Below are 26,297 nucleotides of genomic sequence, written 5' to 3'. Positions count from 1 at the left end.
CCCGAGGCCTCCTCGCCGATCTTGCACTTTTAGTCGCCGATATGTCGTGCCTGTCAGCTTTATCCCGACCATAAGTGCAAGATCGCGGGCGCGGGCGCGGGCGCGGACGCGGGGGGGAGGGCGCGGGGAGGGGGAGGGTAGGGGTTAGGGGGGTGGGCTGGGGAGGCGGGGGCGGAAGGGGCGGAGGAGGCGGCCGAGGAGGCCGCGGAGGGTGCCGCGGCCGGGGCGGGCGGGTGCGCCGGCCAGCATGCGGGCCAGGGTGGCGCACTCCGGGTCGAGGCCGGGGGTGGCCAGCGCCAGGTGGGCGAGGGAGACGGTGACCGGTAACGGTCCTGCCCGGTCGCTGGCCGCAGCCGCGAGCCGTTCGGTGACCACCTGGGCCACGTCGGGTCGGATCGACGGGTCGACCCAGGCTGCCGTCACCAGGGCGAACAGGGCCGCTTCGGCGATCTCCGCGGCCTGGGCCAACTCCACCAGCACCTGCCGGCGGGTCGAGGAGGGCCAGGGTTCGTCGGTGCGGTGGTGCAGCAGGCCGAGGCAGGTCCACACCTGCACGCACCGTACCCACAGGGCGGGGTCCTGGCCGGAAAGCACCCGTCCCAGCGCGTTCTCCGGGGTCTCGGGCGGATGCGCCAGCAGGCCGAGCAGGTCGGTCAGGTCGAGGGTGGCCAGCGCCACCGCCGTGTCGTACGCGGCCGGTGGGTGTGGCCAGGCCAGGTGCGCCAGTTGGCGCAGCCGGCGGGTGGCTTCCGCCGACGGGGGCGGGGTGCCCGGACGTCCTGTCGACGGTTCGGCGCTGGTGAGGGGCAGGGGTTGGGGGCGGACCGTCGGTGGAGTCAGCTGCCCCAGCCACGGGCGACCACGGCAGCATTCGGCCAGATCGGCGTGCTCGTGCGAGTCGTCCGGGTTGTCGCGGATGTAGTCGGCCAGCGCGACCAGGTGACGGACGTCGCCGTCGCGCTGGAACCGCAGCCGGTGGGCGGTGTGCACCGCGCAGTCGAAGGACGGGTTGCGTGCCAGGGCCCGCTCGATCCAGCTCAGCGCCTCGTCCAGCCGGCCGTGATCGGCCAACGTGCCGGCGATGTCGGCGTACACCGCCAGGTCGTCCGGGTCGTGGTCGACGGCGCGGCGGAGTGCGGCGAGGCCCTCACGGGTCCGGCCGGCGCTGCGCAGCGCGTACCCGAGCCAGACCTCGCCCATCTTGGACGGTGCGGCGCGTACTCCCCGGCCGGCCCAGCGCACCGCGAGCGGCACCTCGCCCGCGCGCCGGGCCAGCGCGGACGCCGTGCCCAGCAGCAGGGCGTGCTCGGGGTGAATGGTGATCGCGTTGCGGGCGAGCGTGAGGTACGGCGTCAGGGCGGCCCGGTCGGACCGGGGCACCGGGTCCGGGGCGGCGGCGCAGACCTGCATCAGCACCCGGGCCACCTGGTCCGGGCCGATCCGCTCGGCCAACTCGGGGGAGGTGACCCAGGGTACGCCCGCCCAGTCCGTGCCGGGTGCGTGTGCGGCGGCGGCGACCAGCAGGTCGAGCCCTTCGGCCGGGCGACCGGCCGCGGCCAGCAGGTGTGCCCGGGCGACCACCGCCCCGACGAAGGTGTGATGGTGCAGCGGGAAGAGGTCCAGACCGCCGGAACCGCCGGCCGTGGCCACCCGGGCGAGCGTCTCGTGCACCTCGGGCAGGGTCGGCGCCCGGGCGAGCGCGTTCGCGACATGGTCAGCGGCACGCGTCAGGTCACCGGCGTTCAGGGCCTCTCGGGCCAGGGCCAGTTCCTCCGTCGCCGGCAACGCCCGATCGTCCGTTCCCTCGGCCACGTCGTCCTCTCACTTGTCGGTACCGGTTGGCGGTGCGGCCGAGTCAGCGTAGGTGACGGCATCGACTTTTGGTGATTGGCTGCGCGATCCTGCTCATTAAATTGCATCTGAACGCCTAAAGGTGCAAGACTGAGCAGGAAGCGCGCGAGTATCGCGCAGGGGAGGAGTTTTCGTGACGCGCCCAGGAATCGGCATGGCCGCCGACATCGACGAGCAGCCGGCGGGTTACGAGCGACTGCTCTCCGCCGAGTACGCCGCACCCATCGCCCGCGTGGCGGCAGCCATCGCCGAGCGCCGACCCCGGCACGTGGTCTTCACCGCGCGGGGCACCTCGGACCACGCCGCGCTGTACGGCGCCTACCTGGCCGAGATCCGGCTCGGCCTGCCGGCCGGTCTCGCCTCCCCGAGCGCGATCACCCTCTTCGGCGCCCGACCGGACCTCTCCGACGCGCTGGTCGTCGGAGTCAGCCAGAGCGGCGGCTCACCCGACCTGACCGAGGTGCTGCGGGTCGCCCGCGAGGCGGGCGCGCTCACCCTCGCGGTGACCAACGCGCCGGACTCCCCGCTGGCGGCGACCGCCGAACTCGGCGTGGACATCGCAGCCGGGCACGAGCGGGCGGTGGCGGCCACCAAGACGTACACCGCGGAACTGCTCGCCCTGCTGCTGCTGGTCGAGGGCATTCGGGCCGGCGACGGTGTGCTGCCCGAGGAGGAACGCCGGGCCGTGGCCGAGCTGCCCGAGTTGGCCGCCCGCACGCTGGCCGACCCCACCGCGAGCGAACTCGCACCGCGCTACCGGTTCGCCGGGCAACTGGTCACCACCGGCCGGGGGTACGCGTACCCCACCGCACGGGAAGCCGCGCTGAAGCTGATGGAGACCTCATACCTGCCGGCCCTGGCCTTCTCCGGCGCCGACCTGCTGCACGGCCCGCTGGCCATGACCGACCCGGACGTGCCGGTGCTGGCCGTGGTCGGTTCGGGCCCCGGCGGTCAGTCGATGGGCGAGGTGCTGCCCCGGTTGGGCGAGCGGCGGGCCGACGTGGTCGTGGTCGGCTCCGCCGAGGTCGCCGGCGCCACCCGGATCGCGGTGCCCGAGGTCGACGAGCGGTACGCCCCGCTGCTGGACATCCTGCCGCTGCAACGGTTGGCCCTAGCCCTGGCGCTGGCCCGGGGTGAGGATCCGGACGCGCCACGAGGGTTGAAGAAGGTCACCGCGACGATGTGACCGCTCGCATGGCACGCTGGGCGGCGTGTCCACGCTGCGCGACCTCGTCGAAGAGCACACCCGTCTGCGCCCGGCCGACATCGACCACCTGCACCGGATAGCGGGTGACTGGCAACTGCTGTCCGACCTCTCCTTCGCCGACCTGCTGCTCTGGGTGCCGGTGGACGGGGAGGGCGCCTTCCTCTGCGTCGCCCAGGTCCGTCCGACGACCGCGCCCACCGCCTACCAGGACGACCAGGTGGGGCGGATCGTCGGCGGGCCGGAAGTGGCGCACCTGGAGGTCGCCTACGGGCAGGGGCGGATCTGGCGGGAGGGCGACCCGGTCTGGTACGGCGACGTGCCCGCCCGGCACGAGGCGATCCCGGTCCGGCTGCGGGCCGCCGACGGTGAGTCCGGCGAGGTGATCGCAGTGGTGGGTCGCGACACCAACCTCTCCACCGCGCGTACCCCAAGCCAGCTGGAGCTGAACTACCTGACCACCGCCGACGACCTGGCCCAGATGATCGCCGACGGCACCTTCCCGCCGCCCCGGCATCCCGGCGAGACCACCTCGGCGCCACGGGTCGGCGACGGTCTGGTCCGGCTGGACGCCGGTGGCAAGGTCACCTACGCCAGCCCGAACGCGCAGTCGGCGTACCGGCGGTTGGGCTACGCCTCCCACCTGGTGGGCGAGGATCTCGCGGCGCTGAACCGCCGACTGGCAAGCGATCCGCTGGAGGGCACGGAGGCGGCCAACGGCATCCTCGCCGCGCTGCGCGGCGAGGCGCCACCCCGGCGGGAGATCGACGCCCGCGGCGCGACCATGCTGACCCGGGCCCTGCCGCTGATGCCCGCCGGAGTGCCGATCGGCGCGCTGGTCCTGGTCCGCGACATCACCGAGGTACGCCGCCGCGACCGGGCGCTGATCACCAAGGACGCGACCATCCGGGAGATCCATCACCGGGTGAAGAACAACCTCCAGACCGTCGCGGCCCTGCTGCGCCTGCAGGCCCGTCGGGTCGGCATGCCCGAGGCCAGGGTCGCGCTGGAGGAGTCGGTACGCCGGGTCGCGTCGATCGCCCTGGTGCACGAGACCCTCTCCATGTCCAGCGACGAGGCGGTCGAGTTCGACGGGATCGTGGACCGGGTGGCCAGCGCGGCGACCGAGGTGGCGGCGACCGAGGTGTCGGTCGGCATGCGGCGCGAGGGCAGCTTCGGCGTACTCCCCGCCGAGATCGCCACGTCACTGGTGATGGTCCTCAACGAACTGCTGCTCAACGCCGTCGAGCATGGTTTTCCGCCGGCCGACGAGGGCGGGCCGGAGCCGGTGCCGCAGGAACCACTGGCACCGCCGCAGGTCGTGGTCACCGCGCACCGGCTGCGCAAGACACTGCACGTCACGGTCGCGGACAACGGTCGGGGACTGCCGGCCGGGTTCGACTCCGAGGGGGGTGCCAAGCTCGGGCTGCAGATCGTCCGGGCGCTGGTCACCGGCGAACTCCGCGGCAGCATCGAGTTGCGTCCCGGTGCCGAGGGCGGCACCGAGGCCGTCCTCACCGTCCCTCTGGCCCGGGCTAGCGGGTGAGCAGGGCGACGGTGAGACCGGGGCGGGGCCAGATCCGCTCGACGCTGTAGGCGGCGCGCAGCGCGTCGCCCTTGGCACCGGGAACGGTGTCCAGCGGTCCGTCGCCCCGGCCGGCGACGACCAGCCAGACCCGGTGCACGTCGGTCAGGCAGTCGGCCGGGCGGTCGCACTCGGCGGCCCACAGGTCGCCCCGATGCTGCTGCCCCTCGGCCAGCAGCGCGTCGCGAGGTGTCTGTTCATGCAGGTGGTAGCGCACGCCGAGGTCGAGGAAGAGCCAACTGTCGCGGGGGTGGTAGACCACCGCGTCGCCGGCACGCTGGCCGGCGGCGATGATCTGTGCCGCGCCCCGGTAGTCGACGGTGGCGGTACGCGGCCACTCGTGCGTACGACGGAGCGCCACGTGGTCCGGCAGGCCGAGCAGGCCGGCCAGGCTCACCACGACGAGCGCGACCCGGAAACGCGCCGAGGCCAACGCGGCACCGGCCAGCAGACACCCGAACGGCACCACGAAGATCAGGTAGCGGGGCACCCACAGCGGGACGACAAGTCCGGCGGCGAACAGCAGCAGCACCGGCAGCAGCAGGCAGGCCACCGGCAGCGACGCGCGTCGACCGAGTCGTCCGGCGCCGAGTACCGCGAGCGCCACCAACAGGCCGCCCACCGCCGCGGTCTGCGCCAGCCCGCCGGGAAGCGCGGCCAGGTCGCCGAGCCGGGCGGTGTCGACCCAGTCGAGTTGCCGCTCCCGCTGCTCACGGGCGCGCAGGGCCAGCGGCGTGACCAGCACCGCCGTCGGCACCAGCGCGAGGAGGAAGGGCCCGAGCGGCCCGAGCCGGCCCGCCCGCCCGCGACCGGCTGGCGCGTAATGGGCCGGCGGGTGGCCGGCCGGAGCGTGGTCGGTCGGCGGGTGGCCGGCACCCGTCGGTGCGGCGGTTCGCGGCCGGTACGTGAAGACCACGACGGCGTGCGCGACGACAAGCGTCAACGCGATCAGGTGGGTCAGCCCGAGGGCGGCCGTCGCGACGGCGTACGCCACCCACCGACCCCGGCCGGGCCGGCGCAGGGCGTCGACCAGCAGCAGCGTGCTCAACAAGGCGAGGGCGGTGGCCAGGGCGTACGGTCGGGCCTCCTGTCCGTACCGGGCGGTGGCGGGCAGCACCGCGAAGAGCAGACCGGAGAGCGTGCCGACGCGGGTGTTCCACAGCCGTTGACCGAGTACGGCGGTGAGTCCGGCGGCCGCCGTCATCGCCAACGCGGACGGCAGCCGCAGTGCGGCCACCGTGTCGCCCGCGACCAGCAGCCAGTAGTGCATGAACAGGTAGTACGGCCCGGTCGCGGCGTCGATGGTGCCGGCGAGCCGGAACAGGCCGGCCACTCCGCGGCTGGCGGCGCTCCAGGTCGCCAGCTCGTCGCGCCACGGCTGTGCGGCGTCCAGCCCGACCAACGTGACGAACATGGTGAGGGCCGCCGGCACCAGCCACACCGGCAGCGAGCGCAGCCGCCACCCGGTGAGCCGTACGCCCGTCCCGGCGGTCGGAATCGACCTACCGGACAAATCACCCATGACGTGAGCCTGCCACACGGTCGTGCCCGCCGATGGCGGCAGCGATCGCCCGTGATGTGGGATCTCGCACGCACTCATTGGCCGGCCTGTCGGCGGTGTGGCAGCATGAGCCTCATGACTGCCGCCGTGGTACGCCGCCTCGTGGCTCGCCGCCACGTTGATTACGGCCGCGTGCGCAGCGCCATCTGTCCGGCCCACTGACGACGCCCGACCATTCTGCCTCGGGTACGCAGCGCGCCGGCCGCCCAAGACACCGTTGTCCACGGCCCCACCGGGAGCCGGTCGCTATGTCCGCGTACCCATGCGAGGCACCGCAGACAACGGAGGACGCCGCGATGGCGGTCAGCGACATTCCGGCCCGCACGGGGAACCTATCGGCGCGCCCGCCCCGGGCACCACGCCGTGCCCGCGGTGAGGGTCAGTGGGCACTCGGACACCGCGAGCCGCTCAACCCCAACGAGCGGATCAAGAAGGACGACGACCCGCTGAACGTGCGGGACCGCATCGAGAACATTTACGCCCATCGTGGTTTCGCCTCCATCGACCCGCAGGATCTGCGTGGCCGCTTCCGCTGGTGGGGTCTCTACACTCAGCGTAAGGCAGGGATCGACGGTGGTCGTACCGCCGTGTTGGAACCGCACGAGCTCGAAGACGAATACTTCATGCTCAGAGTGCGGGTCGACGGTGGTCAACTCGATCTGGCGCAGCTGCGGACGATCGCCGAAATCTCCCGGGATTTCGCCCGGGACACCGCCGACATCACCGACCGGCAGAACATCCAGTACCACTGGATCCGGGTCGAGGACATGCCGGAGATCTGGCGGCGACTGGAATCGGTCGGCCTGCAGACCACCGAGGCGTGCGGTGACTGCCCCCGCATCGTGCTGGGCAGTCCGGTCGCCGGGGTGGCCGAGGCGGAACTGGTCGATCCGACTCCCGCGATCGACGAGATCGTCGCGCGGTACGTGGGCGACAAGCAGTACTCCAACCTGCCGCGCAAGTTCAAGTCGTCCATCTCCTGGCTGGTGGACACCCCGTACGAGGCCAACGACATCGCCTTCCTCGGTGTCGACCACCCCGAGCACGGCCCCGGCTTCGACGTGTGGGTCGGCGGTGGGCTGTCCACCAACCCGATGCTCGCCCAACGGCTCGGCGTGTGGGTGCCGCTGAGTGAGGTGCCGGACGTCTGGGCCGGAGTGGTCGGCATCTTCCGCGACTACGGCTACCGCCGGCTGCGCCACCGGGCCCGGCTGAAGTTCCTCGTCGCCGACTGGGGCGTGACGAAGTTCCGCGAGGTGCTGGAGAAGGAGTACCTGGGCCGGACGCTGCTCGACGGGCCCGCCCCCCAGCTGCCGGACAAGCCGGTCGACCACATCGGCGTGCACCGGCAGCGGGACGGCCGCAACTACGTCGGCGCCGCCCCGGTGGTCGGTCGGGTCTCCGGCACCCAGCTCGCCCAGTTGGCCGACGTGGTGCAGGCGCACGGCAGCGATCGGGTGCGGCTGACGCCGTACCAGAAGCTGCTGGTGCTCGACGTGCCGCCGGAGCGTACGGAGTCCCTGGTCGCGGGCCTGCGCGAGATCGGCCTGGAGGCCCGCCCCTCGGCCTGGCGGCGCGGCACCATGGCCTGCACCGGTATCGAGTACTGCAAGCTGGCAATCGTCGAGACCAAGGCGCGCGGCGAGGAGCTGGTGGCCCGGCTGGAGCAGCAGCTGCGCGACTTCGACGCGGACATCTCCATCCACATCAACGGCTGCCCGAACGCCTGCGCCCGTACCCAGGTTGCCGACATCGGCCTCAAGGGGCAGCTGGTCACCGGGCCGGACGGCCGCCAGGTCGAGGGCTTCCAGGTGCACCTGGGTGGCGGGCTGGGCATGGCCGAGGGACAGACCGCCGGCTTCGGCCGCAAGCTGCGCGGATTGAAGACGACCGCCGACGAGCTTCCCGAGTACGTCGAGCGGCTGGCCCGGCGCTATCTGGCGGGCCGCACCGAGGGCGAGACCTTCGCCAACTGGGTGATCAGGGTCGACGAGGAGCAACTGCGATGAGCGAGGTGACGCGATGAGCAGCGAGACCCGTGCCGCACCGCTGTACTGCCCGTACTGCGGTGAGGAGGACCTGCGACCGAGCGAGACCGGGCACGGCGCCTGGGAGTGCCACGCCTGCGCCCGGGTGTTCACCGTCCGGTTCACCGGCCTGCTCTCCCGGGCGGTGCAGCGATGAGCGCGCTGGTTTCCGCCGCCGGCCTGGGGCTGGTCGGCACCGCACCGACTGCGACCAGCGGTGGGCGACGTGGCCCCGAGCAACTGCGGGAGCTGGCCGAGCGCGCCGGCCGGGAGTTGGAGGGCGCGCCCGCGCTGGAGATCGCCCGGTGGGCCGCGGAGACCTTCGGTGACCGGTTCTGCGTGACCAGTTCGATGGCCGACGCGGTACTGGCCCACCTGGTGTCCCGGGTGGCGCCGGGGGTGGACGTGGTCTTCCTCGACACCGGCCTGCACTTCCCGGAGACCCTCGCCGTCCGGGACGCGGTCGCCCGCACGCTGCCGGTCAACGTCCGCTCCATCCGGCCCCGGCTCACCGTCGGCCAGCAGGACGGCGAGTACGGGCCACGACTGTTCAACAAGTCGCCGGACGAGTGCTGCCAGCTGCGCAAGGTGGAGCCGCTGGAGCGGGCGCTGGCCGGATACGACGCCTGGGCCGCCGGGCTGCGGCGGGACGAGTCGCCGACCCGGGCCAACACGCCGGTGGTGACCTTCGACGCCCGTCGGGGCAAGGTCAAGGTCAACCCGATCGCGGCCTGGAGCCAGGCGGACGTCGATGCGTACATCGCCCGGTGGAACGTGCCGGTCAACGAGCTGTTCCGGCGCGGCTACGGTTCCATCGGCTGCTGGCCGTGCACCCGGCGGACGAAGGCCGGCGAGGACCCGCGGGCCGGCCGCTGGGCGATGTTCGAGAAGACCGAGTGCGGACTGCACCTCTGACCGACCAGGCAGAGGCACCCGCCGATCCGGCCCGGTCGGGCGACCGGGCCGGTGGCGTAGCTGCGTCCGCCGAGCCGGTGGTCCTGGTCGCTCACGGCAGTCGTGATCCTCGGGCGGCCGAGGCGATCCGGGGTCTGGCCCGGGCGGTCTCGGTCGCCCGGCCGGGGCAACCGGTGCTGGCCAGCTGGCTGGACCACACCGAGCCCGATCCGACCACGGTCCTGCGTGAGCTGGCTGCCGCCGGGCACTCCCGGGCGATCCTGGTGCCGCTGCTGCTCACCGCTGCGTACCACCGGCGGGTGGACATCCCCACGGCGGTGGAGGCTGCTCAGCGGTCCGGGCTGACGATCCGGGTGGACATCACCGATGTGCTCGGCCCGGTGGGCGACGAGGTGGACCCGGCGCTGCTGGCCGCGCTGCGACACCGGCTGGCCGAGGCGGATCCCGGCCGGTTCGACGCGCTGGTGCTGGCTGCGGCCGGCACCAGGGATCCGGCGGCGCGGGCGTCCGTGGGTCGGGTGGCCCGGGCCCTCGGTGCCGTCCTCGACATGCCGACCCGTGTCTCGTACGCCTCTGCGGCACCCCCGGCCGTCGACGTGGCGGTGCAGCGGCTACGGGCCGCCGGTGCGCAACGCGTCGCCGTGGCTGCGTACTTCCTGGCCCCCGGGCTGTTCCACGATGCGGTGACGACCGCGGCCCGTGCCGCCGGTGCCATCGCGGTGTCGGCCCCCCTGACCACTGCCCCGGACCTGGTGAACCTCATCCTCCACCGCCTCTCCCAACCACCCCACGCTCTTGTCGAGCATGAGGTCGACGGCAGTCGCTGATCTCTGAACCGCCGCTGAACGGGGGCCTGGGGGGTACGGGAGAGCAGGGGAGCAGCAGGACGCCCCGGCGGGCTTGGGGCCGGCCGGGGCGTCCTGGGTGTAGTCGGTCAGGCGGAGTGAGCGCGCAGCACCCGGAGGCCACCGCGCCGCTTGACAGCGCGCCGCTCCTCCTCGCTCATCCCGCCCCAGACGCCAGCGTCCTGACCGGACTCCAGCGCCCACTGCAGGCACTGGTCGGTCACGGAGCAGCGCCGGCAGACGGCCTTGGCCTGCTCGACCTGCAGGAGAGCCGGACCGGACGTCCCGATCGGGAAGAACAGCTCCGGGTCCTCGTCGCGGCAGACAGCATGGTGACGCCAGTCCATGGCGGCAACACTCCTCATTCTGGATGGGTGGCAGATGTTGCTGTTGGTGCTTTTCTTATATGCATCCGCAATGTCGACAGTGACGGTTTGCAACCATCAATTCGGCAATGCGTGAGCAGGCTGCTAGCTCCGGGACCTGCTGGAACGACTCAACCTGTTGAGCGTGTCCAGGACATGTCCCGGTAACTCAAGTTCGCTTGTGAATACTTTCACGAACTTACGCAATGTCAAGGGTGGCGCTCGGAAAAACTCCGCGCGGTGAGCAAGCCCACAACCCATTTGTCCGGGTTATGGATCACTCCAGGCACCCGGGCTTACCACAGTCGAGAATCAATATAGTACAGTCCGCCGGACAATGCTGACATTTCCGGCATCGTTCGGGGTGTCGCGGTCGTCACGCGCTGGGGGGCGCTGCGGCCAACTTCCACCCGGTGGTACCGGAGACCTAACAGATTACTCTGAGTGCGGCCGGAACGGAGGTGAATCTGACTTTTTCCCGCTCGCCAAGATAGTCCCCGTCGAGCTGGAACGCTTGCGGACGGCTCGCGACCAGCGTGAACTCCGCTACGTCATGACGCCGTACAAGTTGGCGACCGTGCGGATTGGGCGTGGCGGAGAGGAATTGCCTCACGGTGCGTGTTGTACTGGCGACGCCAAGCTGACGAAAGGCCAGTACGTCCAGCCCGAGATCGAACGACGCCTCCGGGTTCGGGTTGGCCTCCCGATCCCCGACGAACGTCCAGGGGGCGGTGTTCTGCACGATGATGCTCGCCAGGTCACCCTCTGTCGCCTCGCCCGGCTGCTCCAGCCGGATCGCCGGGTGTCGCCGTTCGGCACCGAGCAGGAACTGTGCGGTGAAGGCGCGGAAGTAGAGCCCCGGCGAGGGGACGCGGCCCCGGCGACGGGCCTCCTCCACCCGGTGGATGACCGCAGCGTCGAGCCCGAGCCCCGCGCAGAACGTGAAGTAGCGGTCGTCGGCGCGGCCGAGGCCGATAGTGCGGCGACGACCCAGCCGCAGCCCTTCCATGATCATGCTGGCGCCTTCGGCCCACTCCTTGGGCAGGCCCAGCGCCCGGGCGAAGACGTTCGTCGAGCCGCCCGGCACCGTCGCCAGGGCGGGCAACCGCTCGGCGGTGGGCGGCTGCCCGGCGACGCTGGTCGCCGTCATCAGCCCGTTGACCACCTCGTTGACCGTCCCGTCGCCACCGAGTGTGACCACGACGTCGACGCCCTCCACCGCGGCCTCTCTGGCCAGATTGGTGGCGTGGCCACGCCGGCGGGTGTACCGCACGGAGAGGTCGACTTCGCTGCGCAGCGCCCGGACCAGTACGTCCCGCGCGCGCTCGCTGGTGGTGGTGGCCTTCGGATTGACCAGCAGGACGGCCCGCATGGGCCGCACTGTACCGCGCGACGGCACGGGTATCGTGACCCGCGTGACCATCGACTCCAACCCGACCCCCGTCACGCTCCGTTGGGCGGTCCGGCTGCTACGCGTCGAGGCGGTCGCCGTCGGGCTGGTCGCCGCCTGGCTGATCGTGGCCGACCTCACGGCCAGTACCACCGACGTGACGTCGGCGTTGTTGGTCACGGCCTTCGCCATCGGTGCCGCGGTCGCGCTCTGGGCGTTGGGAAGCGCGCTGGTGCGCCACCGGGCCGGTGCCCGCGCTCCCGCCATCGTGCTTCAGCTCATGCTGCTGCCGATCGGCTGGTTCATGATCCAAGGCGGTCTGGGCTGGCTCGGGGTGCCGCTGATCGCGCTCGGGCTCGGCGTCACCTGGCTGCTGGTGAGCCCGCCCACGACCCGTGCCCTCGGATTCGAGTGAACCGGCCGTCACCAGCCTGACGCGCGGCGGGTGAGCAGAGAGATGGTGGCGCGGCCGTCGGTCGCGGTCGCCGACGCCGACGTGGTGAGCGCCGTGAGCACCTTCCACGCGAACGAGGACTCGGCGGGGAGCCGGGCGTCCCGCACGGTGGGCACGGTCACCTCGACGGTCAGCGCGTCCTCGGTGACCGCGAAGCGGCAGTCGAGTTCGGCCCCCCGGGGCGCGATGGCCAGCAGCATGGCGCACGCCTCGTCGACGGCGATGCGCAGATCCTCGATCTCGTCGAGCGCGAACTGCAGGCGGGCCGCGAGGCCGGCGGTGGCGGTACGGAGCACGCCGAGGTACCCACCGTCGGCGGGCACGGTGAGGTGCACGATGTCGTCGTCGGTCGTCGGTTGGCCGGTCAGTTGAGTCACCACTCATCCCCCCGGTCGGGGACTCTACCCGCTGAGTCGGTCATCCGGTCGACTCGCATCGTGTCGCCGACCGGCGGGCACCGGAATCAGCGGTCACGCACCTGGTCGCGGCGGCTGCACGCGCCGTCAACGGCGGCGTACGCCCGGTGCCGGAAGACGGAATTCGAGTTCCACGACGGCGTACGTCCAGTGCCGGAACGACGGAATCCGGGCGATGTGGCGGGGTGCGCGCTGCGCCGGGACGACGACGGCCGGCCCGCCCCGGAAGGGGTGGACCGGCCGTCGAGGGCGGGCACTCAGGCCTGCTTGGTCTCCCAGAAGATCTTGGAGATCTCGTCGATCTTCTGGAGCAGTTCGTCGGCCTTGGCCGGGTCGGTGGCACCCTTGGCACCGGCGGCCCCGGCCAGCTTGGTGGCCTCGTTGAACAGCTGGTGCAGGTGGGGGTACTTCTCGAAGTGCGGCGGCTTGAAGTAGTCGGTCCACAGCACCCAGAGGTGGTGCTTGACCAAGTCAGCCCGCTGCTCCTTGATCAGGATGGCGCGGGTCCGGAACTCCGGGTCGGTGTTGGCCTGGTACTTCTCGCAGATCATTTTCACCGACTCGGCCTCGATCCGAGCCTGGGCGGGGTCATAGACACCGCAGGGCAGGTCGCAGTGCGCGCTGGCGGTCAAGCGAGGCGCGAGGATGCGGGCAAGTCGCATCAGGATCCTCCATAGGACGTTTGCGATGATCCAAGACGACATTACTCCTGGACGAGGTCCCCGAGAGCGGTGGAGGCGAAACCGGTGTCCGTGCTGCGGTTGCGATGGCCACTGTCGCCCGTACTCGTGACCGGTCCCTCCATGTCGCCGACGCTGCGGCACGGCGACGCGGTGCTGGTCCGCCGCGGTGGTCGGGAGATCCGGCCCGGCGACGTGGTGATCGCCGTCTTCCGTAGCCGCCCTGACCTGCTGGTGGTCAAGCGCGCGGTCCGTCCGACCGACGGCGGGTGGTGGCTGTACGGCGACAACGACCTGGTCACCGACGACTCCCGGGCGTACGGGGTCGCCGACGTGCTCGGCCGGGTGGTGGCCCGGTACTGGCCCCGCCCCGGGCGGGTACCGCCTCGACCGTTATGACCCTGCCCACATACTGGGCCGCTCGACCCCACTATGCTCGGAAGCGCCCGGGTGACCCCCCGCACCACGCGCCGCCGCTCGTCGCCTCACCGTGCGCCCCGACCGGCTGGCCTCTGCTCGACAGAACCTGGAGTCACCATGCCTACGTCCACCGTGGACCCTGCTGATCCCGTCTTCCAACTGCACCGGGGCGGCAAGATGGCCGTCGTCTCGACCGTCCCGCTGACCAGCCGTGACGACCTCTCCCTCGCGTACACCCCGGGGGTGGCCCGGGTCTGCGAGGCCATCGCCGCGGAACCGGCGCTCGCCCACGACTACACCTGGGCGTCGAACACCGTCGCGGTCGTCACCGACGGCACGGCCGTACTCGGCCTCGGCGACATCGGCCCGCGCGCCGCGCTGCCGGTGATGGAGGGCAAGGCCGTGCTGTTCAAGCAGTTCGGCGGGGTCGACGCGGTACCGGTCTGCCTGGACACGCAGGACGTCGACGAGATCGTGGCGGTGGTCAAGGCGCTCGCGCCCTCGTTCGGTGGGATCAACCTGGAGGACATCAGCGCACCCCGCTGCTTCGAGGTGGAACGCCGACTCGACGAGGCGCTGGACATCCCGGTCTTCCACGACGACCAGCACGGTACGGCGATCGTCGTGCTGGCCGCCCTGCGCAACGCGGCCACCCTGCTCGACCGCAAGCTCGGCGACCTGCGGGTGGCGGTCAGTGGGGCCGGCGCGGCCGGGGTGGCGGTGACCAAGATGCTGGTGGCCGGGGGAGTGGACCCCGACCAGGTGGTGGTCTGCGACTCCAAGGGGATCATCTCCGCGTACCGCACCGGACTGACCGGCACCAAGGCGGAGCTGGCCGAGCTGACAAACGCCGACGGGCGGCAGGGCGACATCGCCCAGGCGCTGCGCGACGCCGACGTGCTGATCGGCGTCTCCGGCGGGCAGATCCCCGAGCACGCGGTGGCCGGGATGGCCCCCGGGGGGATCGTCTTCGCGCTGGCCAACCCCACCCCGGAGGTGCACCCCGAGGTGGCCGCGCGGCACGTCGCGGTGGTCGCCACCGGCCGCAGCGACTTCCCGAACCAGATCAACAACGTGCTGGCCTTCCCGGGTGTGTTCCGGGGCGCGCTGTCGGCACGGGCCACCCGGATCACCGACGCGATGAAGGTCGCCGCGGCCGACGCCATCGCCTCGGTGGTGGCCGAGGCGCTGACCCCGGAGGCGATCGTGCCCTCTCCGCTGGACCCGCGCGTCGCCCCCGCCGTCGCCGAGGCGGTCGCCGAGGCCGCCCGCCGCGACGGCGTCGCCCGCGCCTGAGGCGTAAGGAAGGTGCCCTTCTTAACGCCTCGTGCATAGGAAGGGCCCCTTCTTAACGGGCGCTCAGCTTGTTACCGTGCGGATCATGCGTGCCGCCTTCGCCTCCCGATTCGACGACGCCGACCCGCTCGCCGCGCTCACCGTCGGTGAGCAGCCCGAGCCGAGCCTGCCTGACGACAGCTGGGTGACGCTGCGTGTCACGGCCAGCTCGCTCAACCACCACGACCTGTGGTCGTTGCGCGGCGTCGGGTTGCGCGCCGAACAGCTACCGATGATCCTCGGCTGCGACGCGGTGGGCATCGACCCCGACGGCAACGAGATGGTCGTGTACCCGATCGTGCCGACACCCGGTGACCCGCGCGGCATGTCCATCCTCTCCGAGCACTTCCCGGGGACCCTCGCCGAGCGGGTGGCCGTACCCCGGTCGAATCTGCTGCCGCTGCCGGCGGGGCTGGCGGCGACCGACGCGGCGTGCCTGCCGACGGCCTGGCTGACCGCGTGGCGGATGCTCACCACCAAGGGCCGCGTCGATGAGGCCGAGGCCGTGCTGGTCCAGGGCGCCGGGGGCGGTGTGGCCACCGCAGCGGTCGCGCTCGCCGCCGCGATGGGCAAACGGGTGTACGCGACCAGCCGCGACGCCGCCAAGCGGGAGCGGATCGCCGAGCTGGGTGCGACGGCCTTCGAGCCGGGTGCGCGACTGCCCGAACGGGTCGACGTGGTGGTCGAAACCGTCGGAGCGGCCACCTTCGACCACTCCCTCAAGTCCGCCGCCCCCGGGGCACGGATCGTCGTCTGCGGCGCGACCGCCGGCCACGAGCCGAAGGTCAACCTGCGCCGGGTCTTCGCCATGCAGCTGGAGATCCTGGGCACCTCGATGGGCACCCCCGCCGACCTGGCCGACCTGCTCGCCTTCTGCGCCGAGCGGAACGTGCGACCGGTGGTGGACAGCGTGGTGCCGTTCAGCCGGGTCGCCGACGCCTTCACCCGCCTGCACTCCGGAGAGGTCTTCGGCAAGATCGTCATCGACCACGGCGCGTGACTCAGGCCGTGCTGGTGCGTGCCGGTGTGGTGGTGTGCTGCTGGGCGGTGTTCGGTGGTCAGGCGGGGATCCGTTCTCCGGTCACAGGTGGTTGTCGAGGGTGGCGACGTCGTCGCGGGCTGCGGCGCTGGCGATGCGCTCCTTCGCGTCGGCGTCGCCGTAGAGCGTCCAGCGCAGGAACTCGGTGGTGGTGTCGGCGACGACCCGTAGCGAGGTGCTGTTGCCCAGCAGGGCACGACCGTGGTCACCGTTGGGCAGGCTCAGCATCGCCTTCGGCCAGGGCACCTTGTCGTACACCGCCTTGCCCGCCGCGTACTCCACCACCTCGTCGGCCTCACCGTGCACGAACAGTTGCGGTGCCGCCGCACCCGCGAAGGCGGTCCCCACCCCCAGCGCGGTGCCGGCGAAGACGATCCCGGCGGTCAGCCGCTCGTCCCGCCCGGTGGTGAACAGCCCGATCGTGGTCACTCCGCCCGCCGAATGCCCGGCGGCAGCGACCCGGTCGGTGGCCAGCCGGCCGCGCAGCACGTCGCCGTCGCGGGCGTCCAGGGCGAGCACCTGGCTCAGCGCGTACGACACGTCGGCCGGCTGGTTGAGCACGTCGAGCACGTTGGGCTGGCCCGACCCGGAAGTGTGCGGGAACATCGGCGCGGCCACCACGAAACCGGCCGCCGCCCAGCGAGTCAGCAGCGCCTGGTAGTCCTTGGGCTGACCGCCCAGCCCATGGCTGAACATGACCACCGGGAACCGCCCGTCAGCCGCCCGAGCCGACTCCGTCGGCTTCCCACCCGCCCGGCCCGCCGCCGGATACCAGACCGTGATCGGAAGCGGCCGGTCGCCGTCCCGGTTGCGCTTGAGCTGTCGTACGCCGACCGCGAAGCTGTCAGCCGGCGCGTTACCGGCCGGAATCGCCGGAGCCGACGCGCTGGCCGAGGGCGCTGCCGTGGCCGTCGGCGTGTCCGTGGCACTCGTGGCTGTCGTGCCTGCCAGCGGGGCCGACTCGGGATCAGCGGAGCACCCCACCACCCCAGCCGCAACCAGTGCACCCACAAGCAGAACCGAAACCCCACGACGCCCCATGCCCCCGATTCTGCCCTCCCCATGCCCTCCCCACCCCATGCCCTCCCTCCCGACCCCTCCCCACCCACCCGCCCCCGCCTCGCACCCCGCGCACCCCGCTCCTCGTGGCGCGACCCGCCTCGTGTCGGCGATCTTGCACTTTCGGTCGCTGATACGCGCCTTTCGAGCGTTATGCGGCGACACAAAGTGCAAGATCGCCGCGCCTCGGCGGTGGACGGACGCCGTAATGCACCCCTCGCCCTGTGCTGCGCTTGCCCTGTGCTGCGCCCGCGCTGCGGTGCGCGTCGATCTTGCATTCTCGGTCGCTGATATGCCCTCTTTAGGGCTTATGTGGCGACGGAAAGTGCAAGATCGACGCGGGGCCGGGCAGGGCGGGAGGGGAGGGGCGGGGAGGGGCGGGCAGGGCGGGCGGGGTGGGGGGGTTAGGAGGGGTGGCGGGTTTCTAGGGTGGTGATGTTGGGGGGATGGGCGTGGGTGGGGAGGCGGCGGGCGGCCTGTTGGTCGCCGTAGAGGGTCCAGCGGAGGAAGTCGGTGGTGGCGCCGAGGACCTGGGTGAAGCCGGGGCGGCCGGGGATGAGGTACTCGCCGTGTCCTTGGCCGAGCAGGCTGAGGAAGGTGGACGGTCCGGTCGTACGGCGGTAGGCGGCATGGCCGACGCTGAGGGGTACCACCGGGTCGGCGGTGCCGTGCACGAAGAGCATCGGCGCGGGTGGCTCCGCGAAACCGCCCGCCATTCCGCCGCCGGCGATCACGATGCCGGCGCGCAGCCGGGCGGGGCGGCCGCTGGTGAACATGCCCGAGGTGGTGAAGCCACCCGCCGAATGACCGGCCGCAGCGATCCGCTGCACGTCGAGGTGGCCGGCGAGCGGATCGGCGGCCCGGCGGTCGAGCCGGACCAGGTGCCGGATCACCCGCCAACCGTCGGCGGGCTGGTGGCGTACGTCGGCGCGGGAGAACGTGGCGGCACCACGCCGGGTGTGCGGGTACGCCGGGGCGGCCACCACGAAACCGGCGGCGGCCCATCGGGCGGTCAGGCCGGCGTGCAGTTCGGGCAGGCTGGCCAGGCCGTGGCTGTAGAGCACCACGGGGAACCGTCCGTCGGCGATCCGGGTGCCCTGGGTCGGGTACCAGAGGGTCACCGGCAGCGGTCGGGCCGAGCCGGGGTCGACGACGAACGTCCGAACGCCGACCGCGTACGGCACCTGTGGGGCGGCACCGCTCGGTGCCGGCTGGCCGGGCGGGTCACCGGGCGGGGCGCAACCTGTCAGCCACGCCAGCAGCAACGTTACCGCCGACGCGGCGAACCGCCGTCTGATCATGCCCACGACATCACGGTAGAGCCAGCGATCACCCGTCCGGGTCCGGTTGCCCGGTGCCGTACGCGAGCCGTTCGGCCGACCAGCCAGGGCCGTCCGACCGGTCCGGCTTCGCTAAGGTTCCGGCATGGCTGAGAACTACACCGACCCCAGCGGCAACACCCAGGCATTTCGCGCCTTTGCCGCCGACACCGCCGACACACCGGCCGAGTCGTCCTCCCGCACCGGCCTGATCATCGGAGTGGCCGTGCTCGCGGTGCTGCTGATCGCCGTCGCCGGCTGGATCGCCCTCAGCTGACCTCGGACCGTCGCGCCCCGCTGATCCTCGGGCCGGTCAGGTGGCGTTGACGACTGCGCGGGCCGCTCGGGCGATTTCCCGCTCCTCGTCGGTGCCGATCACGCAGACGGCGACCTCGGCGCCGTCCGGCGAGATGAGGCGGTCGCCGCTGCCGGTGTTGCGGTCCGCGTCGACGGTGATGCCCAGCCGGGTGAGGCCGGTCAGTGCGGCGGCCCGTACCGGGGCGGCGTGTTCACCGACGCCGGCGGTGAAGGTGACCGCGTCCACCCGTCCGAGCAGCGCGTAGTACGCCCCGACGTATTCGGTGATCCGGCGGCAGTAGACGTCGAAGGCGAGCGTTGCCGCCTCGTCTCCGTCCGCCCGCCGGGCCAGCACCTCGCGCATGTCGTTGACGCCGGTCAGCCCGAGCAGGCCGCTGCGGTGGTTGAGCAGGTCGTCGATCTCGTCGACCCCCAGGCCACCCTCCCGGCGCAGGTGGAACACGATTGTCGGATCCAGATCGCCGCTGCGGGTGCCCATCACCAGGCCCTCCAGCGGGGACATGCCCATCGAGGTGGCGACGCTGCGGCCACCGGCGATCGCGCACGCGCTGGCCCCGTTGCCCAGGTGCAGGCTGATCGTGTTGACCTCGGCGTACGGGCGGTTCAGCAGTTCCGCCGTGCGCCGGGAGACGTACGAGTGCGAGGTGCCGTGGAAGCCGTACCGGCGCACGCCGTACCGCTGCGCGGTGTCACGGTCGATCGCGTAGGTGGCGGCGGACTCGGGCAGGGTGTGGTGGAACGCCGTGTCGAAGACGGCGACCTGCGGCACCTGCGGCAGTGCCGCGCGCGCCATCTCGATGCCGGCGAGGTTCGCGGGGTTGTGCAGCGGGGCCAACGGCACCAGGTCGGCGATGGCGGCCAGCACCGCGTCGTCCACAAGCGCCGGAGCGGTGAAGCGTCGGCCGCCGTGCACCACCCGGTGCCCGACGACAGTGAGCCCGCTCAGGTCCAGCCCGGCCAGGATCTGCCGGACCGCGGCGGCGTGGTCGGGCGGGCCGCCGTCGCGCTCGCCGACCCGTTCGACGGTGCCCTTGGTGAGCACCCGGTCGTCGTCGTACAGCCGGTATTTGACCGACGACGACCCGCAGTTGAGCACCAGCACCTTGCTCACGACGTCGCCCCGTTGTCGGTAAGCGTGGCGGCCTGGATGGCGGTGATCGCCACGGTGTTGACGATGTCCGGCACGGTAGCCCCTCGGGAGAGATCGTTCACCGGCCGGCGCAGACCCTGCATCACCGGCCCGACGGCCACCGCTCCGGCCGAGCGCTGCACCGCCTTGTACGTGTTGTTGCCGGTGTTGAGGTCCGGGAAGATGAAGACGGTGGCCCGGCCGGCGACCGTGCTCTCGGGCAGCTTCGTCGCCGCCACGGCCGGGTCGATCGCGGCGTCGTACTGGATCGGTCCCTCCACGGCCAGGTCGGGCCGGCGCTCGCGGACCAGCGCGGTGGCCTCCGCGACCTTCTCCACGTCGGCACCCGCGCCGGAACTGCCTGTCGAGTACGACAGCATCGCCACCCGGGGTTCGAGGCCGAACCGGGCCGCCGTGTCGGCCGACGAGATCGCGATGTCGGCGAGCTGGGCGGCGTCCGGGTCGCGGTTGACCGCGCAGTCGCCGTAGACCAGCACCCGGTCGGCCAGCAGCATGAAGAAGACGCTGGAGGCGACGGAGACCTCCGGCATGGTCTTCACGATCTCGAACGCGGGCCGGATGGTCGCCGCCGTGGTGTGCGTGGCGCCGGAGACCATGCCGTCGGCGTAGCCGGCCCACACCATCATGGTGCCGAAGTAGTTCGGCTGGGCCACGATGTCGTACGCCAACTCCACGGTGACGCCCCGATGGCCGCGCAGCTTCGCGTACGCCTCGGCGAACTCGTCGCGCCACTGGCTGTCGGCCGGATCCACCACCCGGGCCGTGCCGATGTCCACGCCCACCTCGCGGGCCCGACGGGCGACCTCGTCGGGGCGGCCGAGCAGGGTCAGGTCGGCCACTCCGCGCCGCAGCAGGATCTCCGTGGCGCGCAGGATCCGCTCGTCGGTCCCCTCGGGCAGGACCACGTGCCGGCGGCGACTACGCGCCCGGTCGATCAGGTCGTACTCGAACATCAGCGGGGTGACCCGGGTGGAACGGCTGACCCGCAACCGGCTGGCCAGCTCGGTGGTGTCCACGTGCGCCTCGAAGGCGCCGAGCGCGGCCTCCACCTTGCGCGGGTTGGCGGCGCTGGGTCGGCCCTCGATGCGGCTCGACGCGGCCACCGTGTGGAAGCTGTCGGTGGGCACCGAGAGTACCGCGAGGCGGGCGTTGAGCGCCTCCACCAGCTGCATCGCCCGGGGGTCGGGGGCCACGCCTAGGGTGAGCACCAGCCCGGCCAGCGACACCTGACCGGCCACGTGCGCCGCGCTCGCGGCCACCAGAAGATCGTCGCGGTCACCCGGCATGATCAGCAGAGCGCCCTCGGTCAGGTGTTCCAGCACGGTCGGCACGTGCGCCGCGCCGACCACGTAGTCGAGCACGTCGCGGGCGAGCGCGGTGTCGTCGCCGGCCAGTCGGGTGGCGCCGAGCGCCGCCGCCACCTCGGCCACCGTCGGCGCGGAAACGCTTGGCACCTCGGGAATCGCGTACGCGGGCACCGGCAGCCGGGGCAGTCGCATGCTGCCCGGCACCCGGTTGGCGAGCACGGCGAGCACTGTCGCGCCGAGGTCGACCACGTCGTGGTACGCCCCCCGGCTGGCCGCGGTGATCGCCGCCGGCTGCTGCCCGAACCCGTCGACCACGGGCACCACGACACTGCCGAACTCGGTGGCCAGCCGGGCGTTGAACGCCAGCTCGCGCGGCCCGGCACCGTCCCCGGCGTCGGCGAAGTCGCTGCCCACCACGACCATGGCCGGGAACCGTCGTTCCACGTCCCGGTAACGCTCGACGATCCGGCTGATCAGTTCTTCCCGCCGGCCGTCGGCGACGAGCGCGGTCGCCTCGGCGTACGTGGTGCCGGAGAGGTCGGCCACCGGCAGCCCGACCCGGTACCGCTCGCTGAGCAGGGCGAGGATCGGGTCCGGCCGGTCCGACGCGACCAGGGGACGGAACACGCCGATCTGGCCGACCTGGCGGGACAACAGTTCGGCCAGGCCCAGGGCGATGGTCGACTTCCCCCCGCCCGAGCCGACACTGGTCAGGTACACGCTTCGGGCCACGGAACTCACGCTACAAGATCCAGGTGGCTCCCGCCCGGGTCCTCGTACCCGGGCGGTCGGGCCCTCCGGCGGTGTGTCAGTCGTCGTCTTCGTCGTCGAGTCGAGCCAGCCAGGTGGCGAAGCGCTCGATCGGCGTCTCGAACTCCGGGTTCAGGTCGACGAAGTCCCGCAGCCGCTCGCCGAGCCACTCCAGGCTGACCTGCTCCTCGCCGCGCCGTTCGACGAGTTCCTCGATGCCCCGGTCGGTGAAGTACATCCGCCTACTCGCTTCCCTCACCGGTGTCGTACCGGTGCAAGCCGGCCGGTCCCGCCCCACCTTCAGATGGGACGGGACCGGGATGGTTCTCGTCAGGGTCGGGGAAGTGCCGCTTCGAGGAGCGCGACCTGCTCGACCTCGTGCATCTTCGCCGAGCCGACAGCCGGGGCGGCGGCAGCGGGGCGGGAGATGCGGCGCAGCCGTACGCCGTCGAGGTGCTCCAGCAGGTTGAGCGCCACGAACGACCAGGCACCCTGGTTGGCCGGCTCCTCCTGCACCCAGGCGAAGTCCTCGGCGTTCGGGTACTGGGCGAGAGCCGCCCGGATCTCCTCCACCGGCATCGGGTAGAGCTGCTCCAGCCTGATGATCGCGGTGTCGGTGACGCCGCGCTCCTGCCGGGCCTGGAACAGGTCGTAGTAGACCTTGCCCGAGCAGAGCAGCACCCGCTTGACCTGCTCCGGCGCCGGAGCGGCCGGGTCGGCCAGCACCGGGGCGAAGGTGCCGGTGGTGAAGTCGTTCACCGAGGAGACGCAGAGCTTGTGCCGCAGCAGCGACTTCGGCGTGAACACCACAAGCGGCTTGCGCTTGGGCGACAGCGCCTGACGGCGCAGCAGGTGGAAGTAGTTCGCCGGGGTGGTCGGGATGGCCACCCGCATGTTGTCCTCGGCGCAGAGCTGGAGGAACCGCTCCGGGCGGCCGGAGGTGTGGTCCGGACCCTGCCCCTCGTGGCCGTGCGGCAGCAGCAGGGTCACCGCGGAGCGTTGACCCCACTTCACCTCACCGGAGGAGATGAACTCGTCGATCACCGACTGGGCGCCGTTGACGAAGTCGCCGAACTGCGCCTCCCAGCAGACCAGGGCGTTGAGGTTCTCCACCGAGTAGCCGTACTCGAAGCCCATCGCGGCGTACTCGGACAGCAGCGAGTCGTGCACGAAGAACCGGGACCGCTCGCCGTCACCGGTGAGCGACTGCAACGGCAGGTAGTCGTCGCCGGTCTCGGCGTCGACGATGGAGGCGTGCCGCTGCACGAAGGTGCCGCGACGCGAGTCCTGCCCGGCCAGTCGGACGGTGACCCCGTCGTGCAGCAGGGAACCGAAGGCGATGATCTCGCCGAAACCCCAGTCGATGTTGCCCTCGACGGCCATCTTGGCCCGCCGGTCGAGCAGCTGCTGGATCCGCTTGTGCGGCGTGAAGCCTTCGGGCAGGTTGACGTGCGCCTCACCGATGGCCTTTATCACCGACGCGTCGGTGGCCGTGTCGACCTGCGGCTCCGGCTCGTCCTCGCGGGGCGGCCGGCTGAGCTGGCGCGGGGTGGTGGCCGCGTCACGGGTGGCCTTGAAGACCCGCTCCAGCTGGGACTGGTAGTCGCGCAGCAGCTCCTCCGCGTCTTCCACGGTGATGTCGCCGCGGCCGATCAGCTCCTCGGTGTAGAGCTTGCGGACCGAGCGCTTCGAATCAATGATCTTGTACATCTGGGGGTTGGACATCGAGGGGTCGTCGCCCTCGTTGTGCCCGCGCCGCCGGTAGCAGACCATGTCGATCACGACGTCCTTGTTGAACGTCTGCCGATACTCGAAGGCCAGTCGGGCGACCCGGACCACGGCCTCGGGGTCGTCGCCGTTGACGTGGAAGATCGGCGCCTGGATCATCCGGGCCACGTCGGTGCTGTAGAGGCTGGAGCGGCTGTACTCCGGCGCGGTGGTGAAGCCCACCTGGTTGTTGACCACCACGTGGACCGTTCCGCCGGTGCGGTAGCCGCGCAGCTGGGAGAGGTTGAGCGTCTCGGCCACCACACCCTGACCGGCGAAGGCGGCGTCACCGTGCACCGCCAGCGGCAGCACGGTGTAGCCCTCCAGCTTGAGGTCGATGCGGTCCTGCTTGGCCCGGACTATGCCCTCCAGCACCGGGTCGACCGCCTCCAGGTGCGACGGGTTCGCCACCACGGAGACCTTGACCGAGTGGTCGCCGTCGGGGGTGGTGAACTTGCCGCTCTGGCCGAGGTGGTACTTCACATCGCCGGAGCCCTGCGTGGAGCGTGGGTCCAGGTGCCCCTCGAACTCCGAGAAAATCTTCTCGTACGGCTTGCCGACGATGTTGGCCAGCACGTTGAGCCGGCCCCGGTGGGCCATGCCGATGACGACCTCGTCCAGGCCACCCTCGGCGGCGGACTCCAGGACCTCGCCGAGCAGCGGGATCAGCGACTCGCCGCCCTCCAGCGAGAAGCGCTTCTGGCCGACGTACTTGGTCTGCAGGAAGGTCTCGAAGGCCTCGGCCGCGTTGAGCCGGTTGAGTACGTGCTTCTGCTCGTCGGCCGGCGGCTTCTCGTACTTGCGCTCGACCCGCTCCTGGATCCAGCGACGCTCGGCCGGGTCCTGGATGTGCATGTACTCGATGCCGACCCTCCGGCAGTACGAGTCCCGCAGCACGCCCAGGATCGAGCGCAGCTTCATCCGCTGCTTGCCGGCGAAGCCGTTGACCGGGAAGGTGCGGTCCAGGTCCCACAGGGTCAGCCCGTGCTGGAGCACGTCCAGATCCGGGTGCTTGCGGATCTTGAACTCCAGCGGATCGGTGTCGGCCATCAGGTGACCGCGGACCCGGTAGGAGTGGATCAGCTCGTGCACCCGGGCGGTCTTGTTGATCTGGCCTTCGCTGTCGACCGCGACGTCGCGCATCCAGCGCACCGGCTCGTACGGGATGCGCAGCGAGGTGAAGATCTGGTCGTAGAAGCCGTGCTCGCCGAGGAGCAGCTCGTGCATGACCTTGAGGAACTCGCCGGACTGCGCGCCCTGGATGATCCGGTGGTCGTACGTGCTGGTCAGCGTGATGACCTTGCTGACCGCCAGCTCGGCCAGGGTGGCCTCGCTCATGCCCTGGTACGGCGCCGGGTACTCCATCGCGCCGACCCCGATGATCGCGCTCTGGCCCTGCATCAGGCGCGGCATCGAGTGCACGGTGCCGATGCCGCCCGGGTTGGTCAGCGAGATCGTGGTGCCGGAGTAGTCGTCCATGGTCAGCTCGTTGCGGCGGGCGCGCCGGACCACGTCCTCGTACGCCTGCCAGAACTGCCGGAAGTCCATCTGCTCGCAGCCCTTGATGGAGGGGACCACCAGGTTGCGGCTGCCGTCCGGCTTGGCCAGGTCGATGGCGATGCCCAGGTTGACGTGCTCCGGGCTGACCATCGTCGGCTTGCCGTCGACCTGGGCGTAGGAGTTGTTCATCTCCGGGTGCGCGACCAGCGCCCGGACCAGGGCGTACCCGACCAGGTGGGTGAAGCTGACCTTGCCACCGCGGCCCCGGGCCAGGTGGTTGTTGATCACGATCCGGTTGTCCACCAGCAGCTTCGCCGGGACGGCGCGCACGCTGGTCGCGGTCGGCACGGCCAGCGAGGCGTCCATGTTCTGGACGATCTTGGCGGCCACGCCGCGCAACGGGGTGGTCTGCGGACCGGTGGCGGTCGGCGCGGTCTTCGCCGGGGCGGCCTTGGCCGGCGCCTTCGCCGGTTCGGTCCGGGGCTGGGCCTTGACCGGCGCGGTCTTCGCCGGCGCGGTACGCGACTCGGTCTTGGCGGGCTCGGTCTTGACGGCCGGCTCGGCCTTGGCGGACTCGGTCCTGGTGGCGGTCGCGGCCTTGGCCGGGGCCGACTCCTTGCGGGCAGGCTCGGCGGCGCTCGTCGACCGGCCGGCGCCCTCACCGTCGCCCTTGGCCGCACCCGGCCCGGGCCGGTAGTCGGCGAAGAAGTCGTGCCAGGCCGGGTCGACGCTGCTGGGGTCGGCGAGGTAGCGCTGATACATCTCCTCGACGACCCACTCGTTCGGGCCGAAACCCGCCAGTGGGTTCTCCTGCGAAGTCTGCTGGGTCGACACGGCCGGTAATCGCCTCTTTCACGCGGGTTTGTGTGTCACGCGGTCGTCCGCCAGCGCCGGGACGGGCGCAGAGGACGGATCCCAGGCTACGCCGTGCCGATCGCCAAGGCATTTCCGCCTCCGCCGCGTGGCCCGATTCACAGAAGATGCTAGAAGTTCAGTTGGCCCCGCGTGTCCAGTTGCTGACGGTAACGGCCTGATGGGCC

Annotated in this window: 23 protein-coding genes; 11 read left to right on the top strand and 12 right to left on the bottom strand. The window is 71.6% G+C overall.

Annotated features, from left to right (window positions below):
* Nucleotides 1-144: 144 nt before the first annotated feature.
* Nucleotides 145-1,812, bottom strand: a complete 1,668-nt coding sequence (locus EG812_RS07045) for a tetratricopeptide repeat protein (protein WP_126711166.1) — start codon at nt 1,810-1,812, stop codon at nt 145-147.
* A 193-nt stretch (nt 1,813-2,005) separates the two neighbouring features.
* Here EG812_RS07045 and EG812_RS07040 point away from each other — a divergent pair, with 193 nt between their 5' ends.
* Nucleotides 2,006-3,037: an SIS domain-containing protein gene (locus EG812_RS07040; protein WP_126711444.1), complete on the top strand. Its 1,032-nt coding sequence runs from the start codon at nt 2,006-2,008 to the stop codon at nt 3,035-3,037.
* Between the two features lie 25 nt (nt 3,038-3,062).
* Complete coding sequence (locus EG812_RS07035) at nt 3,063-4,601, top strand: sensor histidine kinase (protein WP_126711165.1); 1,539 nt, start codon at nt 3,063-3,065, stop codon at nt 4,599-4,601.
* Here the strand turns inward: EG812_RS07035 and EG812_RS07030 are convergent.
* Nucleotides 4,591-6,054 carry a glycosyltransferase family 39 protein gene (locus EG812_RS07030; protein WP_126711443.1) on the bottom strand — a complete coding sequence of 488 codons (1,464 nt, stop codon included), beginning with the start codon at nt 6,052-6,054 and terminating at the stop codon, nt 4,591-4,593. The two genes, EG812_RS07035 and EG812_RS07030, sit on opposite strands and share 11 nt — an antisense overlap.
* Before the next feature lie 443 nt (nt 6,055-6,497).
* Here EG812_RS07030 and EG812_RS07025 point away from each other — a divergent pair, with 443 nt between their 5' ends.
* The 4 genes from EG812_RS07025 (at nt 6,498) to EG812_RS07015 (ending at nt 9,970) form a co-directional block, all read left to right on the top strand.
* On the top strand, nt 6,498-8,210 hold the full coding sequence (locus EG812_RS07025) for a nitrite/sulfite reductase (protein ID WP_126711442.1): 1,713 nt from the start codon (nt 6,498-6,500) through the stop codon (nt 8,208-8,210).
* Nucleotides 8,211-8,223: 13 nt separating this feature from the next.
* Complete coding sequence (locus EG812_RS29255; RefSeq protein WP_199180354.1) at nt 8,224-8,385, top strand: hypothetical protein; 162 nt, start codon at nt 8,224-8,226, stop codon at nt 8,383-8,385.
* Nucleotides 8,382-9,143 (top strand): phosphoadenylyl-sulfate reductase, encoded by a 762-nt coding sequence (locus EG812_RS07020; RefSeq protein ID WP_013735726.1) that lies wholly within the window; start codon nt 8,382-8,384, stop codon nt 9,141-9,143. Before EG812_RS29255 ends, EG812_RS07020 begins: the two co-directional genes overlap by 4 nt.
* Nucleotides 9,144-9,220: 77 nt before the next feature.
* Nucleotides 9,221-9,970, top strand: coding sequence for a sirohydrochlorin chelatase (locus tag EG812_RS07015; protein WP_126711441.1), 750 nt, complete (start codon nt 9,221-9,223; stop codon nt 9,968-9,970).
* A 107-nt stretch (nt 9,971-10,077) separates the two neighbouring features.
* Here the strand turns inward: EG812_RS07015 and EG812_RS07010 are convergent, their stop codons facing one another.
* The gene (locus EG812_RS07010) at nt 10,078-10,335 is read right to left on the bottom strand and encodes a WhiB family transcriptional regulator (RefSeq protein WP_007072794.1); all 258 of its coding nucleotides are present in this window, start codon (nt 10,333-10,335) and stop codon (nt 10,078-10,080) included.
* A gap of 445 nt (nt 10,336-10,780) precedes the next feature.
* A complete protein-coding gene (locus EG812_RS07005; RefSeq protein WP_013735724.1) occupies nt 10,781-11,725 on the bottom strand; it encodes a diacylglycerol/lipid kinase family protein in 945 nt (314 codons plus the stop codon).
* 43 nt (nt 11,726-11,768) lie between these two features.
* Here EG812_RS07005 and EG812_RS07000 point away from each other — a divergent pair, with 43 nt between their 5' ends.
* The gene (locus EG812_RS07000) at nt 11,769-12,158 is read left to right on the top strand and encodes a hypothetical protein (protein WP_126711164.1); all 390 of its coding nucleotides are present in this window, start codon (nt 11,769-11,771) and stop codon (nt 12,156-12,158) included.
* A gap of 8 nt (nt 12,159-12,166) precedes the next feature.
* Here EG812_RS07000 and EG812_RS06995 read toward each other — a convergent pair whose 3' ends face one another.
* Entirely contained in the window at nt 12,167-12,574 is a 408-nt protein-coding gene (locus EG812_RS06995; RefSeq protein ID WP_013735722.1) for an ATP-binding protein, read from the bottom strand.
* A 296-nt stretch (nt 12,575-12,870) separates the two neighbouring features.
* Nucleotides 12,871-13,275 (bottom strand): superoxide dismutase, Ni, encoded by a 405-nt coding sequence (gene sodN, locus EG812_RS06990; RefSeq protein WP_013735721.1) that lies wholly within the window; start codon nt 13,273-13,275, stop codon nt 12,871-12,873.
* A gap of 69 nt (nt 13,276-13,344) precedes the next feature.
* On the opposite strand from sodN, the gene EG812_RS06985 reads away from it, so the two are divergent.
* From EG812_RS06985 to EG812_RS06975, 3 genes are all read left to right on the top strand, one after another.
* Nucleotides 13,345-13,692 (top strand): S26 family signal peptidase, encoded by a 348-nt coding sequence (locus tag EG812_RS06985; RefSeq protein WP_013735720.1) that lies wholly within the window; start codon nt 13,345-13,347, stop codon nt 13,690-13,692.
* A 138-nt stretch (nt 13,693-13,830) separates the two neighbouring features.
* On the top strand, nt 13,831-15,009 hold the full coding sequence (locus EG812_RS06980; RefSeq protein WP_126711163.1) for an NAD(P)-dependent malic enzyme: 1,179 nt from the start codon (nt 13,831-13,833) through the stop codon (nt 15,007-15,009).
* A gap of 76 nt (nt 15,010-15,085) precedes the next feature.
* A complete protein-coding gene (locus EG812_RS06975; protein WP_086011304.1) occupies nt 15,086-16,048 on the top strand; it encodes a zinc-binding dehydrogenase in 963 nt (320 codons plus the stop codon).
* A gap of 81 nt (nt 16,049-16,129) precedes the next feature.
* Here the strand turns inward: EG812_RS06975 and EG812_RS06970 are convergent, their stop codons facing one another.
* Both EG812_RS06970 and EG812_RS06965 read right to left on the bottom strand, forming a co-directional pair.
* Complete coding sequence (locus tag EG812_RS06970) at nt 16,130-17,128, bottom strand: alpha/beta hydrolase family protein (protein WP_126711162.1); 999 nt, start codon at nt 17,126-17,128, stop codon at nt 16,130-16,132.
* Nucleotides 17,129-17,550: 422 nt separating this feature from the next.
* Nucleotides 17,551-18,447: an alpha/beta hydrolase family protein gene (locus tag EG812_RS06965; RefSeq protein WP_126711439.1), complete on the bottom strand. Its 897-nt coding sequence runs from the start codon at nt 18,445-18,447 to the stop codon at nt 17,551-17,553.
* A 124-nt stretch (nt 18,448-18,571) separates the two neighbouring features.
* On the opposite strand from EG812_RS06965, the gene EG812_RS29250 reads away from it, so the two are divergent.
* Entirely contained in the window at nt 18,572-18,742 is a 171-nt protein-coding gene (locus EG812_RS29250; RefSeq protein WP_199743827.1) for a hypothetical protein, read from the top strand.
* Between the two features lie 36 nt (nt 18,743-18,778).
* Here EG812_RS29250 and EG812_RS06960 read toward each other — a convergent pair whose 3' ends face one another.
* The 4 genes from EG812_RS06960 to EG812_RS06945 form a co-directional block, all read right to left on the bottom strand.
* Nucleotides 18,779-19,894, bottom strand: a complete 1,116-nt coding sequence (locus EG812_RS06960; RefSeq protein WP_126711161.1) for an acetate/propionate family kinase — start codon at nt 19,892-19,894, stop codon at nt 18,779-18,781.
* Complete coding sequence (gene pta / locus EG812_RS06955) at nt 19,891-21,981, bottom strand: phosphate acetyltransferase (protein WP_126711160.1); 2,091 nt, start codon at nt 21,979-21,981, stop codon at nt 19,891-19,893. The genes EG812_RS06960 and pta overlap by 4 nt, the downstream gene beginning before the upstream one ends.
* Nucleotides 21,982-22,048: 67 nt before the next feature.
* Nucleotides 22,049-22,228, bottom strand: coding sequence for a DUF6104 family protein (locus EG812_RS06950; protein WP_013735712.1), 180 nt, complete (start codon nt 22,226-22,228; stop codon nt 22,049-22,051).
* Between the two features lie 92 nt (nt 22,229-22,320).
* Nucleotides 22,321-26,091 carry a multifunctional oxoglutarate decarboxylase/oxoglutarate dehydrogenase thiamine pyrophosphate-binding subunit/dihydrolipoyllysine-residue succinyltransferase subunit gene (locus tag EG812_RS06945; RefSeq protein ID WP_126711159.1) on the bottom strand — a complete coding sequence of 1,257 codons (3,771 nt, stop codon included), beginning with the start codon at nt 26,089-26,091 and terminating at the stop codon, nt 22,321-22,323.
* Nucleotides 26,092-26,297 lie beyond the last annotated feature (206 nt).

Origin of the sequence: Verrucosispora sp. FIM060022 (assembly GCF_003977705.1) — a bacterium.
Lineage (GTDB): Bacteria > Actinomycetota > Actinomycetes > Mycobacteriales > Micromonosporaceae > Micromonospora > Micromonospora gifhornensis.
Note: the sequence above shows the minus strand (reverse complement) of the source record. Positions and strands in the feature narration are given on the sequence as shown.